Source organism: Nocardia brasiliensis (assembly GCF_011801125.1).
Classification (GTDB): Bacteria; Actinomycetota; Actinomycetes; order Mycobacteriales; family Mycobacteriaceae; genus Nocardia; species Nocardia brasiliensis_C.
In genome coordinates, this window is the sequence record NZ_CP046171.1 from 3,553,160 (window position 1) to 3,567,761 (window position 14,602).

Genomic DNA, 14,602 nt, shown 5'->3' on the forward strand with positions numbered 1-14,602 from the left:
TCGGTGGTGACCGGAATACTCGGATGCGGCCGATCAGTTCGAGCTACCAGTTCCGTCTCAATCACTGTGGCACCGGACCTCGAACATCCTCCGCCACCTGTTCCAGTCACTACCCATGTCGCCCCCGGAGGTATCGATGCCCGCCGCCCCATCCGTTTCCGTCTCGAAAGGACGGACGCCGCTGGTCATCCGGGTGCTGGTGCTCGCGACCTTCGTGGTGATCCTCAACGAGACCATCATGATCAACGCGATCCCGCGGCTGATGGAGGATCTCGAGGTCACCGAGCGGGCCGCGCAGTGGGTCTCCACCGCGTTCATGCTCACCATGGCGGCCGTCATCCCGACCACCGGCTGGTTCCTGCAGCGGGTCACGACCAGGCAGGCCTACACCGTCGCGATGAGCGTGTTCCTCGCGGGCACGGCACTCTCGGCCGCGGCGCCCTCGTTCGCGGTGCTGCTGGTCGGCCGGATCATCCAGGCCGGCGGTACCGCGGTGATGATGCCGCTGCTGATGACCACGCTGATGACCGTGGTGCCCGAGCAGGATCGCGGCCGGGTGATGGGCAACGTCACCCTCGCCATCTCGGTGGCGCCCGCGATGGGTCCGGTGATCTCCGGGCTCGTGCTCGAGGTCGGTTCGTGGCGTTGGCTTTTCGTGCTGGTCCTGCCGATCACGGGCCTGGTCACCTGGCTCGGCCTGCGGCAACTGGAGAACGTCGGTGAGCCGGAGGCCGGCGCCATCGACTGGGCCAGCGTCGTGTTCGCCGCCCTCGGTTTCGGCGGCTTGGTCTACGGACTCAGCAAGTTCGAGGCCGACAACCTCGGCGGGCCCGCGCTGATCGTGGCCGCGGGCGTGGCGCTCATCGCCACCTTCGTCTTCCGGCAGCTGCGGCTGCAGCGCACCGGCACCCCGCTGCTCGACCTGCGGGTCCTGCTGGCGGGCACCTATACCAAGGCGCTGGTGCTGATGTCGGTGGCGTTCATGGCGATGCTCGGCTCGATGATCCTGCTTCCGCTGTACCTGCAGAACCTGCGCGGCCTGAGCCCGCTGGCCACCGGCCTGCTGGTGATGCCGGGCGGTCTGGCGATGGGTCTGCTCGGACCGACCGTCGGCCGGTTGTTCGACCGCTTCGGCGGCCGCTGGCTGGTGATCCCGGGCGCGATCGCGATCACGGTGGCACTGGCCGGCTTCACCCAGATCTCGAAGTCGATGCCGTACTGGCAGCTGGTCGCCCTGCACATGCTGCTGATGGTGGCGCTGGCCGCGACCTTCACCCCGGTCTTCACCCTGGGTCTCGGCGCGCTGCCGCACAACCTGTACTCGCACGGCAGCTCGATGCTGGGCACCCTGCAGCAGGTCGCGGCGGCGTTCGGCACCGCGATGGTGGTGACCATCATGTCGGCGCGCAGCAGCCAGCTCGTCGAGGACGGTGTCGAACTCGCCACCGCGCACCTCGACGGTATGCGCCTGGCGTTCCTGGTCTCCGCGGTCCTGTCGCTGATCGTGGTGGTCATGGCGGTGCTGCTGCCGAGCCGCGCCGCCGACCATGTGGAGCAGGCCGCGGCAGGCGAGACCGACCCTGCGGCACCCGAGTTGATCAAGGGCTGACCGGGACTCGGTACCCGACCAGCACGACGCAGCCCCTGGCCCAGGCCGGGGGCTGCGTCGATTCCGGGCGCGGTGGCCGCTCGGCCCTGTCGGTGCGCCTCGGTAGGCTGGGCGAGAGCAACGAGATCGCGGGGGTGGAAATGGGTGTGGGGGAACGGCCGAGGGGTCTCGGCAAGCGTGCGTGGGTGACCACGAAACTGATGCGCCGGGTACTGCGCGGGTTGGCCTGGTCGCGGTTCGTGCGCGTCACGGTGATCGGTCGCGAGACGGTGCCGAAGGCCGGACCGGTGATCGTGGCCAGTAATCACATCTCGATGCTGGACGCGGTGTTCCTGTGGGGTGCGTTGCGGCGCAGGGCGATCGCGATCGCGATGGCGGAGCTGTGGTCGTGGCCGGTGGTGGGGTGGCTGGTGCGCAGGCTCGGCCATATCCCGGTGCTGCGGCGCGACAGCCAGTCGGGGCAGGCCGCGCTCTCGCAGGCCGAGCAGATCCTGCGCCACGGCGGCGTGCTGCTGATCTATCCGGAGGGACGGTTGGTCGCGCCGGGCGAGCGCGAGCCCTACAAGCCCGGTGTCGCGAAACTCGCTCTGGCCAGCGGTGTTCCGATCATTCCGGTCGGCACCACCGGCACCGACCGGGTGCTGCCGATGCGGCGCACCCGCGGCGACGGCCCGGCCTTCGACCGCCGCCAGCAGGTGACCATTCACTTCGGCGCCCCGATCGATCCGGCGGATTTCGACGATCCCGAGAAGCTGCTCGACCAACTGCGGCAGCGGATCGAGGAACTCCGCGCGGACTGACCGACCCCTTGCTCAGCCGACCGCCTTGCGCACCAGTGCCCCGAGCACGGCCTCGTCCGCCGCGGTCAACTCGGTGATCGCGAACGCGCTCGCCCACATGGTGCCCTCGTCGAGCTGCGCCGGATCGCTGAAGGCGAAGGTCGAGTAGCGGGTCTTGAACTTCGCCGCGGGCTGGAAGTGGCAGACGATCTTCCCGTCGGCGGCGTAGGCGGGCATGCCGTACCAGAGTCGCGGCGTGAGCGTCGGCGCGTTGGCCTTCACGAGCGCGTGTACCCGCTCGGCCGTCGCCCGGTCCGCGTCCGACATCTCGGCGATCTTGGCGAGGACATCGGCCTCGCCGTCCGCCTTGGCGTTGCGGCTCGTGCGCCGCGATGCCGTCTTCAACTCCTTGGCGCGCTGCTTCATCGCGTCGCGCTCCTCGGCGGTGAAACCGTCGTAGGACTTGGTGGTGGCCTGGTCGTTGGTGGTGCTCATCGGAGGGTCCTCCTGATCGGTGCTGCGTTGCTTTCCATGCTATGAAGCGAGCACGGGGCAATGCTTCTCGAAAACTGATCAGTGGCACCGCATCCGATGAGCCGCCGGTTCACCCGCGTTCGTAGACGCTCGCGTCCTCGAGCATCGCGGCGCGCAGCATCGACTCCGGTACGCCAAGCCCCTCGATCAGTGTGAGCGCGTCGGGACGCAGCCGGTCGACGAGTTCGTTGACGCCGCGGCGCACGCCCTTGGCCCGCTCGACGGACATGAAGCGATGCATGATGTACCAGGCCGAGTTCTCCTCCAGCGTCGAGTAGACGTAGAGGTCGCACACGGTCTCGGCGAGTGCCTTCGCGTCCGGGTCGTGGATGTCCTCGATGCCTTCGATGAACGCCTCCAGCACCAGCCGATCGATGTGCGCGGTGCCCGCCGTGAGGATGTGGTCCTGCGCGTTGTTGAAGGCCTCGAACGGGCTGGTGTCCGCGGCGCGGGCGCGCAGGCGGTGCCCGGCGGTGCGCACCAGATAGTCCTCGCGGTCGGCGAAGAGCTGCAGCTGCACGGCGCGGCGGGACAGATCGCCGTCGTCGACCGTGTCGTCGGAGCCGTCGCGCAGGGTCTGGATCAGCTGTCGCACACCCGAACGCTTACGTACCTCGTCGCGCGCCATGGTGGCGGCGAACTTGACCCACCCGAGTGCGTCGAGGTCGCGGATCTCGTCGGAGTACGCGGTGAGCAGCTCCTTGGCGACCAGCTGGGTGAGCACCACGTTGTCGCCTTCGAAGGTGGTGAACACGTCGGTGTCGGCCTTCAGCGTGACCAGCCGGTTCTCCGTCAGATAGCCTGCGCCGCCACAGGCTTCGCGGCATTCCTGGATGGCGCGGGTGGCATGCCTGGTCTGGGCGACCTTCAGGCCCGCGGCGCGCTTCTCCAGCGCACGCTGGGAGCTGGGGTTGAGGTCCTGCCCGGTCTGCACGAGGTGCATGCGGCGGACGAGGTCGTTCTGCGCGAACGCCAGCGCGTAGGACTTGGCGACCAGCGGGAGCAGCCGTCGCTGATGGCTGCGGTAGTCCAGCAGCACGGTCTCCTGCCCGCTGTCCGGATCGGAGAACTGCCTGCGCTTTTCGGCGTAGCGCACCGCGATGCTCAGCCCGACCCTGGCACCGGCCGCGGCGGCGCCGCCCACGCTGACCCGCCCGCGCACCAGCGTGCCGAGCGTGGTGAAGAAGCGGCGGCTCGGGTTCTCGATCTCGGAGCTGTAGGTGCCGTCTGGCGCGACGTCGGCGTACCGGTTGAGCAGATTCTCCCGCGGCACCCGCACGTTGTCGAAGACGATGCGGCCGTTGTCGACACCGGGCAGTCCGCCCTTGAGGCCGTCATCGATGGTGGTCACGCCGGGCAGGTCCGCGCCCGCCTCGTCGCGGATCGGCACCAGCAGACAGTGCACGCCCTGGTTCTTGCCCTGGGTGATGAGCTGCGCGAAAACCGCTGCCATCCTTGCGTGTTCGGCCGCACCGCCGATGTAGTCCTTGCGTGCCGAGGGCGTGGGGGAGTGCACCACGAACTCTTGGGTCTCGGGATCGTAGGTCGCGGTGGTCTCGAGGTTGGCGACATCGCTGCCGTGCCCGGATTCGGTCATCGCGAAGCAGCCGAGCAGATCGAGCGAGAGCAGTCGCTTGATGTAATCGCGGTGCCGGTCGGTGCCGAGGTTCTCCACGGCGCCGCCGAACAGCCCCCACTGCACACCGGCTTTCACCCACAGCGACAGATCGGCGTAGGCGAGCATCTCCAACCCGGTGACCGCGGCGCCCGGTTCGCTGGTGCCGCCGTTCTCCCGGCGGAAGCCGCGCTCGGCGTAGCCCATCGTCGCGATGGCGCGCATCTGGTCGAGCACCCGTGCCCGCGCGGCCTTGTAGTCGAGGTAGGGATCTCCGGCGAACTTGTCGTCGGCGAGCTGAACGCGCGCCTGCTCGCGGATCTCGCCCCACGGTCCGTCGAGCGCTGCGCGTAGGTGATCTGCCGTCGTTGCGGTGCCGGTGCCGGTAGTCATAACTCGACAGTAGCCGGATCCGGGCCGGGCAAACCGTGACTGTTGACACGACATTCCGGACAGGCTCTTGTAGTCGATTGAACGCGTGTTTAGTATATTGAACATGTGTTTAACGAACAGCCCGTATCGCAAGGACCCGCCACGGACCTGACCACCGCGGCCCGAATACGCGACGCCGCGATCGAGGTCTTCGGCGACCAGGGCTTCCAGGTCGGCGTGCGTGCCATCGCGAAGGCGGCGGGGGTTTCGCCGGGACTGGTCAACCACCACTTCGGCTCGAAGGACGGCCTGCGGGCCGCGTGCGACGCCAGGGTGCAGCAGTTGATCCGGGACAAGAAGCTCCAGACGATCGCCGCGGGCAATGTCCAGAAGGGCATGCTGGCCGCACTCGCCGAGATCGAGGAGTACGGGCCGCTGGTCGCCTATATGGTCCGCAGCCTGCAAGCCGGCGGTCCGATGGCTAAGTCCCTGTTCGAGCACATGGTCGAGGACGCCGAGGGCTACATTCAGCAGGGCGTGGCGGCCGGCGTGATCAAGCCGAGCCGCGATCCGGCGGCGCGGGCCCGATACATGATGACGCTCAACGTCGGCGCGACGCTGCTCTGGGTGCAGATGCACCAGGAGCCAGGCGAAAAGCTGGACTTCCGTAAGGCCATCCGTGAGCTGACTGAAGAGCTCACCCCGCCGGCCCTGGAGTTCTACACCCAGGGCATTCTCACCGACCCCACACTTTTGGACACCTTCACCAAGGAGCATTGATGTCCGAGGTCATTCAAATCGCCGGTCTCCGTAAGACGTTCGGCCATGTGGCCGCGCTGGACGGCTTGGATCTCGCCGTCAGCGAAGGCGAGATCCACGGCTTCCTCGGTCCGAACGGCGCGGGCAAGTCGACGACCATCCGGGTGCTGCTCGGCATTCTGCGCGCCACCTCCGGTCGCGCCGAGCTGCTCGGGCGCGACCCGTGGGTCGATGCGGTCGCCTTGCATCATGAACTCGCTTATGTGCCAGGCGATGTCACGCTATGGCCATCGCTGTCGGGTGGCGAGACCATCGACCTGCTGGCCAGAATGCGCGGCGGGATCAACGCCGGTCGGCGTGCGGAGCTGATCGAGCGCTTCGACCTGGACCCGCGCAAGAAGGCGCGCACCTACTCCAAAGGCAATCGTCAGAAGGTCGCGCTGATCTCCGCGCTCGCCTCGGACGTGCGCCTGCTACTGCTGGACGAGCCGACCTCCGGCCTGGATCCCTTGATGGAGCAGGTTTTTCGTGAATGCGTGCAGGAGGCCAAGGATCGCGGCACCACGGTGCTGCTGTCGAGTCACATCCTCTCCGAAGTGGAGGCACTCTGCGACCGGGTGACCATCATCCGGTCGGGTCGCACCGTGGAGAGCGGCACGCTCGCGCAGATGCGGCACCTGTCGCGCACCTCGATCACCGCCGAATTGACCGGTGACCCGGGCGATCTCGCACGGATTCCCGGTCTCGACGATATCCAGTGGGACGGAAAGACCTTGCGCTGTCAAGTGGACGGCGCGCATCTTGGCGAGTTGATCCGGGTACTCGGCGACACCGGGGTGCGCAGCCTGACCAGTGCGCCGCCGACCCTGGAGGAACTGTTCCTGCGGCACTATCACGTCGGCGTCGACGCGGCCGCCCCGGCGCAGGGCGGGGAGAAGGTGCGGGCATGACGACCGTCGCCGCGGGCAGGCAGCACGCCGCCCCCGCCGCGCGCGGTGCGGCCGAGTTCGCCGGTACCGGACGGTTGCTGCGGCTGTATCTGCGCCGAGACCGAATCGTCCTGCCGCTGTGGGTGATCGCGTTCGGCATGCTGCCCGCCTTCTATGTGTCGGCGACGAAAGGCGTGTACAGCTCGGCGGCCGATCTGGCGAACTACGCCAGAACGATCACCGACAGCCCGGCGCTGGTCGCCATGTACGGTCCGGTGTTCAGCACCGAGCCCGGTTCGATGTATCTGTGGAAGGCGGGACCGTTCTTCGCGATGATCGCGATCGCCACCGTCCTCACCGTCATCCGGCACACCAGGGTCGAGGAGGAAACCGGACGGGCCGAACTGATCGGCGCGACCAGCATCGGCCGCTACGCGGGGCTCTCGTCCGTGCTGGTGCTGACCACGGCCGGCTGTTCGGCGGTCGGAATCATCGCTGCCACAATGCTTTACAGCAGCAATCTGCCGGTGGCGGGCTCGGTGGCCTATGCGGCGACGCTCGCCGGTTCCGGGCTCGCCTGGGCCGGGGTGGCCGCCGTGGCCGCGCAGGTGAGCACCAGCTCCCGCATCGCCAGGGGCATCGCGCTCGGCGCGCTGGCCGCGGCCTACGCGCTGCGGGCCATCGGCGACGCCGGAAACGGTGTGCTGTCCTGGTTTTCGCCGCTGGGCTGGTGCATCCAGATGCGCGCGTTCGCACAGGAGCGGTGGTGGGTGCTCATCCCGCTGCTCGTGCTCGCGGTGCTGACGGTGGCGGCGGCGTACCTGCTGCTGAGTCGGCGCGATACCGGTTCGGGGCTGGTCGCCGAGCGGCCGGGACCGCCGAGTGCCACACCGTCGCTGGCGGGACCGCTGGGCCTGGCGTGGCGGTTACAGCGTGGGTCGATCGTGTTCTGGGCCGTCGGATTCCTGCTGTACGGGCTGCTGATGGGCGGGGCGATCAAGAGCGTCGGGGACATGCTCGGTGAGAACGAGACCATGCAGGACGCGATCACCAGGATGGGCGGCTCGACCATGCTGCGGGATTCGTTCGTCACGCTGGCGCTCACGTTACTGGCGGCGGGCGCCGCCGCCTATTCGCTCTCGGCCACGCTGCGCCTGCACGACGAGGAGTCCAGTCAGCGCGTCGAGGCGACCCTCGCCGGTGCGGTCGGTCGCGCGCGATACGCGGCGAGCCACATCGCTTTCGCGCTGCTCGGTCCGGTGCTGCTGCTATCGGTCGCCGGTCTCGCGATCGGGGTTGTCTACGGAGCGACCGACGGTGATCTGGTGGGCAAGGTGGCCGACACGCTGGCCGCGGCGCTGGTTCAGGTGCCCGCGGTGTGGGTGTTCACCGGGATCGCGGTGGCGCTCTACGGGTTCGCGCCGCGCTTCACCCCGGTGGCGTGGGGTGTGCTCAGCGTCGCGGTCGTCATCTACTTCGTCGGCTCGCTGGACGGCCTGCCGCAGTGGGTGGTGGATCTGGTGCCGTTCGTCCACCCGCCGAAGCTGCCCGGTGCGGAGTTCGACATCGTGCCGATCGGCTGGCTGCTCGGTATCGCGGCCGTGCTCCTCGTGGCGGGCCTGCTCGCCTTCCGCCGCCGCGACCTGCGCTGACCAGCTGTTCCCCGGTCCGCGCCGGCCGCGCGGGCCGGGGAAACGGCACGCGGTGCGTGGTCGGGCTCAGCCGATGCCGAGCTTGCCCGCGAGGCGGGTGAGATAGGCGCAGACCTCCTCCGGTGCGCGATCGGGCATGCCGAAGACCACCTCGGTGACGCCGAAATCGGCCCACTGCGCCAGCTGTTCGGCATTGTGGCGCCCCGCGAGGGCGATGATCTCGGGCGTGCCCGCGCGGTCGTGCTCGCGCCAGACACGCTGCAACAGCTCAATTTTCGTGTCGAGCCCGGTCTCGGTGGGGGTGGTGATCCAGCCGTCGGCGTTGTCGGCGAGCCAGCCGAAGGTCTTCTCCGTGCCCGCGGCGCCGAGCAGCACCGGAATCCGTTTCTGGACCGGCTTCGGCCAGGACCAGCTGGCGCCGAATCGCACGAACTCGCCCTCGAAGCTGGCTTCCTCCTCGGTCCAGATGGCGCGCATCGCGTCCAGGTGTTCGCGCAGCACCGTCCTGCGCCTGTTCGGCGGCACCCCGTGGTGGGCGAGCTCGTCGGTGTTCCAGCCGAAGCCGACGCCGAGGCTGACCCGCCCGCCGGACAGGTGGTCCAGCGAGGCGATGGTCTTGGCCAGTGTGATCGGGTGGTGTTCGGCGGGCAGCGCGACCGCCGTGGACAGTCCGATCCTGGTGGTGACGGCGGCGATGGTGCCGAGGGCGACCCACGGATCGAGCGTGCGCAGGTAGCGGTCGTCGGGCAGGCTCGCGTCGCCCGTCTGCGGGTGCGCCGCGGCTCTGACCACCGGAATGTGCGTGTGCTCCGGCACGTAGAAGGTGTCGAAACCGACACCTTCGGCGGCCACCGCCGCCGCTGCGGGCGTGATGCCCCGATCGCTGGTGAACAACACAATTCCGTACCGCACCGTACGCGCTCCCATCGCCGAAATTAGAACAAGTTCTACCATTCTTTTCCGGCACGCACCATGGTCGCGGTGTCAGAGCAACGTTCCGTCGGTGGCGTCGATGCAGGAACCGGTGACCCAGCGGGCGGCCTCGGAGGCGAGGAACGTGACCATGTCGGCGACCTCGCCGCCCGGCCGAAGGCCGACCAAGCTTTGTCCGGTGCGCGATCGTTGCGGTGCCGTCAGTGGGAGTTGTGTTGAGTCGCGGGGGTGCCCCGCGTCGGTCGCGCTGCCCAGCAGCACGTCAGTGTCATTGCGACGGCTGCGGCGGTGCCGCCGATGATGTCGGTCGGCAGGTGATAGTCCAGCCCGATCATGCCGACGGCTGCCGCCAGCAGCGCGGGTAGCGCGATGGCGAGGGTGGAGGACCGGGCGCGCGGCGAGTCGATCAGCACGAAGAACGTGGTCGCGATGGCGACCAGATGCACGGTGTGACCGCTCGGATAGGCCAGGTAGTCGTGTAATGGGCGGTGCCACAGCGGCTTCCATGCCCACGCGTTCAGCGCGACCGCCAGCGCGGGAGTCGCGAGCATGAGTACGGCGCTACGCCATAGGCGGCGGTAGGCGAACCAGCCCGCGGCGATCGCCAGCAAGGGCACTAGGAGGTAACCGTTGCTCGGGACGACCAGCAGGTGCGCGAGGCCCGGCCGGGTGTCGAGTGCGGCATGAATCGGGGCGGCGAGCGCGCGGTCCAGTGCCGTGGGGCCGCCGTCGGATGGAAAGGTCGCGGGCAGCGTGGCGGTGACGGTGGCGCCCGCCGCCGCGACGCCGAGGGTGCGAACGCCCCGTGGAATGGCGTCTTGTCGCGATCCGGGCACCGGTCGACGATAGTCATCGGCAGGTTCGCGTCGGCGTACGGCTGCCCCGCCCCGCCCCGCCGCGGCGCGACGACACGGCCTGGTGCGAGAGCAGGGACCGGCTCCGGCAATTGGGCAACACCGCGCGCCTTATCGGCCTGAACACCTTGGCGCGCAAGCCGTGACGCGGGCTCAGGGCCCGTAGGTCAGGACCGCGCTGATGACGAACCACAGCACCCACGCGAAGGCGATGAGCATGCCCACCGCGAGGGTGATCCGCATGAACGTCTTGCCGAAATCCATGTCCCTGGTCTCGCGCGGATACAGCTTCCACGGGCTGTACCAGGGCGCTTCGACCGCGTAGATCGGCTTGCTCGCTTCGCGCTCGGCCTGGGCCAGCTCCTCGGCATAGGCCTCGGCCTGCGCCTGATTCGGGCCACCGTGCCACAGCGTGATGTCGATCGGCCCGAGGAAGCCCTCGTTGAGCAGCTCCTGCGGGGCGGGCAGGTAGGGCAGGATGCCAAGGCCACGGAAGGCGACCGCGACGTCGTTGGCCGTCCACAGGTGCTTCTCCTGCTCGGCGAGCACGTCGAAGTAGTGCCGCAGCCGGGCCGGGTCGTCGCCGAGGATCACGTCGAAGCTCGGGTCGCTCCAGGCCTGCTGGATCTTCAGCTGCGCACCACGCAACGGCACGATCAGCGCGAGCCCGTGCACCGCCCGTTGGCCGAGACCGCGAGCGGCCAGCCAGTTCTGTAGCGCGAAGGTGTGTTCGCGCGACTTCTCCAGCGGCGTGCGCCGGTCGCGTCCCTCCGTCGCCGCGGGCTCGCCGTTGATCGTCCACGCGCCGTTGAGCGGGATCTCCAGTGTCCCGTCCTGGCGTGCCACCAAGGCCTCGGCCTCGATCACCACGCAGCTGGTCGGCGTCCAGACCACCGCGTCGAACTGATGCAGCCGATCCTGGTGGAACAGACTGCAGTTGATCGTGGCAACGCCCTTCGGGCTGCCCGGGTCCTTCCAGGTGCGCAGCCAATCGATCAGCGCGCGCTCGGCATTGGTGCCCGCGGCGTTCTGCACTCGCACCAGCATTGACGACCGCCCTTCACGTCGACACTCGACAGCTCACAGGATACGAGGTGCGGCGCCGGGTTCGTCGCCGTCATGGCAACAGTCGGCGTGTTGGTCGCGGCTCATGGCGCGGGATCGGCCGCGATCTTGCCGCTGCGCACCGCCTCGACCAGCACCGCGTGGTCGGCCTCGGTGCGATCGGCGTAGCGCTGGGCGAAGGCGGCGACCGCGTGCTCGAAACGCTCGTCGTCGCCGAGATAGCCTGCCAGCAGGCGCGGATCGAGCGAGCGGGAGTGTGCGCGGGCCAGCAGCGCGCCGGCCAGCCTGCCGTAGTCGTCGAGATCGTCGGCGGATAATCCGGCCGGATCGATGCTGCCCTTCAGATTGCGGAATTGCCGGACGATGAACGGCAATTCGACGCCGTCGTCGGCGGGGTCGATGCTGGTCCAGCCGAGCAGAATATCGGTCTCGGACTGAACGTGCCTGGTGCCCTGCACGATTCGTTCGCCCTCGTGCCGCGGGGCGACGGCGGGCAGGTACGGCGCGAGCGCGGACGGACCGGCCTGCTTGATCTGCAGGACCACCGCCTCGCCTGCGTTGCCGTGCAGCAACGCCACATAGGTGTGCAGTCCGACGCTGCCCGTGCCGACGATCCGGAAGGCGATGTCGGACACCGCGAATCGCTCGAGCAGATGCCGCCGTGATTCCCGCAGGGTGCCCGCGTACCGCTCCAGGCCGTCGGTGACGGCCGCGGCGACCTGATCGGTCACCGGGGTGAGAATCGGTGGGTCGCTGACGAATCGGTGCCTGCGAATGCCGGTCTCGTGGTCCTCGAGATGCTCGGTCCACTTCGCGACGACCTTGGCGCTGGTGTTCTTGCGCGCCTTCTTCGCCGCCTTCTTGAAATCGTCGATCAGGTCGTCGGCCTGGGCCGCGCTCAGGATCGACTCGTCGGGCAGCGCGGTCCACGAGGTCATGAACGGCAGATCGGCGAGCTGACCGACGGCGAGCCGATACGAGCGTGCCGCGTCGCAGGCGGCGCGGTGGCAGTCCTGTTCGTTCGCGCCGCTTTCCCGGCCCGCCAGCACCAGGCTCGCGGCGAGGCGCTCCAGGTCCCACTCCCACGGCCCGGCCACGGTCTCGTCGAAATCGTTGATGTCCATGATGATCTCGCCGCGCGCGGTGCCGTAGAGGCCGAAGTTCCCGGCGTGCGCGTCACCGCAGATCTGGGCGGTGAGCCCGGTGTCGGGCCCGCCCGCCAGATCCGCCGCCATCAGCCCCGCCGCACCGCGATAGAACGTGAACGGCGAGGCGAGCATCCGTCCGATCCGCAGCGGTACCAGATGCGCCAGCCTGCCGACGTTGCTCGCCCCGACGAACTCGAGCACGTCCGGGCGCCGGGCGCCGGTGGCCGCGCGATCGCGCGCGGTCACCGGAACGCGGCGGCGGATCTCCCGCCCGCGAGCGCGCACCTGCGCGGCCGGGGTGTAGGTGCGCAAATCGATACGGTTGTCTGACACAGCAGCTGACGCTAGCGGGAAAACTGCCACCGCAGGCAGCCGCCATGGCTGACGTCACTGCCGCCGTATCTCGCGGTGCCGATCGAGCCCGTACTCAGGGGGCCGAGACCGGCGGTTGCGTCGCGTCCGCCGGGGTGATCGGCAACCGCAACGCCCCCGGTGCGGTGGCGGGCACCACGGCATGCTTCGGCGCCACCGGGGCGATCCGCCGATAGGGCGCGCCGAGCTCGGGCCGAGGGTCCTGCTCGTTCTTGTTGGGCCAGAACGCCATTGCCCGTTCGGCCTGTGCGGTGATGGTGAGCGACGGATTGACGCCCAGGTTGGCCGTCACCGCGGACCCGTCGGCGATGTGCAGGCCGGGATGGCCGAACACCCGCTGGTACGGGTCGACCACGCCGGTCTTGGCGGTGTCGCCGATGACGCAGCCGCCGATGTAGTGCGCGGTCGCCGGGATGTTGAACACGTCCATCACCAGGCCGTGCGTGTCACCCTTGACCTTCGCGCCGAAGCGGCGCCCGATGTCGTGCGCCATCGGGATCCAGGTCGGGTTCGGCTCGCCGGTGCCCTGCTTCGTCTTGAGCAGCCCGCGTTTGCGGAACGAGGTGAGTGAATTGTCCAGCGACTGCATGACCAGCAGGATCACCGACTTCTCCGACGCGCGCCTGGCATTGAGGCTGCGCAGGAAGACCAGCGGATGCACCACGATCGCGAGCAGGAAGCGCAGGAACCGGAACGCGCCGCCGTCGACGATCGGCACCGACAATGGGAACAGCGCGTTCTGCCCCTTGCCGTAGTGGCACACCTCGATGTGGGTGTCCTCGGCCGGGTGGATCGAGGAGGTGATGGCGATGCCCTCGGCGAAATCGCTGCGCGCGCGGCTGACGACGTTGAGGATCGCCTCGGAGTTGCTGCGGGTGAGCTCGCCGAGCCTGGGGGACAGCCGCGGCAGCACCGCCTCGTCGCGCATCTTGTGCAGCAGCTTCTGGGTGCCGAGGGCCGCGCCGGCGAACACCACCTGCTCGGCGGTGAAGGTCTTGCGCTCCTTGCGGATCCAGCGGTCGGGCCGCTGCGTCTCGATCGCGTAGCCGCCGTCGGGCAGCGGGCGCACCGCGGTGGCGGTGGTGAGCGGGTGCACCTCGGCTCCGGCCTGTTCGGCCAGGTAGAGGTAGTTGGTGGTAGTCGTGTTCTTGGCGTTGTGCGGGCAACCGGTGAAGCACTGCGCGCAGTGCACGCAGCCGCGTCTGCGCGGTCCGACACCGCCGAAATAAGGATCGTCGACCTCGGTGCCGGGGTCGGCCTCGTTGAAGAACACCCCGACGTCGGTCGCGTGGAAGGTGTGGCCGACGCCGAGGTCGTCGGCGATCTCCCGGATCACCTCGTCGGCCGGGGTCATCCTCGGGTTCGGCGCGACGCCGAGCATTCGCTGGGCCTGGTCGTAGTAGGGCGCCAGCTCGGCCCGCCAGTCGGTGATATGGGCCCACTGCTTGTCGGTGTAGAAGTCGGGCAGCGGTTCATAGAGGGTGTTTCCATAGATGAGCGAGCCGCCGCCGACGCCCGCGCCGGAGAACACCGCGCACTTGCCGAGCACGCTGATCCGCTGCGGACCGGTCAGGCCCAGCCGGGGCGCCCAGATGGATTTGCGCACATTCCAGTTGGACTTCGGGATGTCCTCGGCGTTCCATCGCCTGCCGGCCTCGAGCACGCCGACCCGATATCCCTTCTCGGTCAGCCGCAGGGCGCTGACACTGCCGCCGAAACCGGAGCCGATCACTACCACGTCGTAGTCGAATGTGGGCATGACTTCCTCTCGTCACCAACCGTTCGGCAGGTCCGCGCCGCGCCGATGGATGAGATAATTTCATATTCATTCTTTCATCGACGAGCTGTGGTGCAAACCATCGTCGCACGCCGATCTCGCTGGATGCGGCGTGCCTGGATGGCGCCGAGCGGGGTCGGTGCGGTAAGCACTGGGCGTGACAACCGAATCGGGCAGCACGGAACCGGAGGTACGCGCCGGCGG

Annotated in this window: 12 protein-coding genes; 5 read left to right on the plus strand and 7 right to left on the minus strand. The window is 68.7% G+C overall.

Annotation, left to right across the window (positions count from 1 at the left end):
- Positions 1-136 precede the first annotated feature (136 nt).
- Positions 137-1,609: an MDR family MFS transporter gene (locus F5X71_RS16160; RefSeq protein WP_167462707.1), complete on the plus strand. Its 1,473-nt coding sequence runs from the start codon at positions 137-139 to the stop codon at positions 1,607-1,609.
- A gap of 185 nt (positions 1,610-1,794) precedes the next feature.
- Positions 1,795-2,409 (plus strand): lysophospholipid acyltransferase family protein, encoded by a 615-nt coding sequence (locus F5X71_RS16165; RefSeq protein ID WP_238815926.1) that lies wholly within the window; start codon positions 1,795-1,797, stop codon positions 2,407-2,409.
- A gap of 12 nt (positions 2,410-2,421) precedes the next feature.
- Here F5X71_RS16165 and F5X71_RS16170 read toward each other — a convergent pair whose 3' ends face one another.
- Both F5X71_RS16170 and F5X71_RS16175 read right to left on the minus strand, forming a co-directional pair.
- Positions 2,422-2,883, minus strand: a complete 462-nt coding sequence (locus F5X71_RS16170) for an iron chaperone (protein ID WP_167462709.1) — start codon at positions 2,881-2,883, stop codon at positions 2,422-2,424.
- Positions 2,884-2,992: 109 nt separating this feature from the next.
- A complete protein-coding gene (locus F5X71_RS16175) occupies positions 2,993-4,930 on the minus strand; it encodes an acyl-CoA dehydrogenase (protein WP_167462710.1) in 1,938 nt (645 codons plus the stop codon).
- Positions 4,931-5,035: 105 nt separating this feature from the next.
- Between F5X71_RS16175 and F5X71_RS16180 the strand changes: the two genes are divergently transcribed.
- The 3 genes from F5X71_RS16180 to F5X71_RS16190 are packed head-to-tail and all read left to right on the plus strand — an operon-like array spanning position 5,036 to position 8,249.
- The gene (locus F5X71_RS16180) at positions 5,036-5,689 is read left to right on the plus strand and encodes a TetR/AcrR family transcriptional regulator (protein WP_167462711.1); all 654 of its coding nucleotides are present in this window, start codon (positions 5,036-5,038) and stop codon (positions 5,687-5,689) included.
- Positions 5,689-6,618 carry an ABC transporter ATP-binding protein gene (locus F5X71_RS16185; protein WP_167462712.1) on the plus strand — a complete coding sequence of 310 codons (930 nt, stop codon included), beginning with the start codon at positions 5,689-5,691 and terminating at the stop codon, positions 6,616-6,618. Before F5X71_RS16180 ends, F5X71_RS16185 begins: the two co-directional genes overlap by 1 nt.
- Positions 6,615-8,249 carry an ABC transporter permease gene (locus tag F5X71_RS16190; protein ID WP_167462713.1) on the plus strand — a complete coding sequence of 545 codons (1,635 nt, stop codon included), beginning with the start codon at positions 6,615-6,617 and terminating at the stop codon, positions 8,247-8,249. Before F5X71_RS16185 ends, F5X71_RS16190 begins: the two co-directional genes overlap by 4 nt.
- 66 nt (positions 8,250-8,315) lie before the next feature.
- Here F5X71_RS16190 and F5X71_RS16195 read toward each other — a convergent pair whose 3' ends face one another.
- The 5 genes from F5X71_RS16195 to F5X71_RS16220 form a co-directional block, all read right to left on the minus strand.
- Positions 8,316-9,161, minus strand: a complete 846-nt coding sequence (locus tag F5X71_RS16195; protein ID WP_167462714.1) for an LLM class F420-dependent oxidoreductase — start codon at positions 9,159-9,161, stop codon at positions 8,316-8,318.
- A 221-nt stretch (positions 9,162-9,382) separates the two neighbouring features.
- Positions 9,383-10,018, minus strand: coding sequence for a phosphatase PAP2 family protein (locus F5X71_RS16205; RefSeq protein WP_238815927.1), 636 nt, complete (start codon positions 10,016-10,018; stop codon positions 9,383-9,385).
- Positions 10,019-10,189: 171 nt separating this feature from the next.
- Entirely contained in the window at positions 10,190-11,083 is an 894-nt protein-coding gene (locus F5X71_RS16210) for a nuclease-related domain-containing protein (RefSeq protein ID WP_167462715.1), read from the minus strand.
- 101 nt (positions 11,084-11,184) lie between these two features.
- Positions 11,185-12,582, minus strand: coding sequence for a DUF2252 domain-containing protein (locus F5X71_RS16215; RefSeq protein WP_167462716.1), 1,398 nt, complete (start codon positions 12,580-12,582; stop codon positions 11,185-11,187).
- Positions 12,583-12,676: 94 nt separating this feature from the next.
- Positions 12,677-14,380 carry a GMC oxidoreductase gene (locus F5X71_RS16220; RefSeq protein ID WP_167462717.1) on the minus strand — a complete coding sequence of 568 codons (1,704 nt, stop codon included), beginning with the start codon at positions 14,378-14,380 and terminating at the stop codon, positions 12,677-12,679.
- Positions 14,381-14,602 lie beyond the last annotated feature (222 nt).

Bases quoted from the DNA above. Each gene is read 5' to 3' on its own strand.
- F5X71_RS16160 (WP_167462707.1), top strand. From the start codon at position 137: ATGCCCGCCGCCCCATCCGTTTCCGTCTCGAAAGGACGGACGCCGCTG.
- F5X71_RS16220 (WP_167462717.1), bottom strand. From the start codon at position 14,380: ATGCCCACATTCGACTACGACGTGGTAGTGATCGGCTCCGGTTTCGGC.
- F5X71_RS16170 (WP_167462709.1), bottom strand. From the start codon at position 2,883: ATGAGCACCACCAACGACCAGGCCACCACCAAGTCCTACGACGGTTTC.
- F5X71_RS16185 (WP_167462712.1), top strand. From the start codon at position 5,689: ATGTCCGAGGTCATTCAAATCGCCGGTCTCCGTAAGACGTTCGGCCAT.
- F5X71_RS16210 (WP_167462715.1), bottom strand. From the start codon at position 11,083: ATGCTGGTGCGAGTGCAGAACGCCGCGGGCACCAATGCCGAGCGCGCG.
- F5X71_RS16190 (WP_167462713.1), top strand. From the start codon at position 6,615: ATGACGACCGTCGCCGCGGGCAGGCAGCACGCCGCCCCCGCCGCGCGC.
- F5X71_RS16175 (WP_167462710.1), bottom strand. From the start codon at position 4,930: ATGACTACCGGCACCGGCACCGCAACGACGGCAGATCACCTACGCGCA.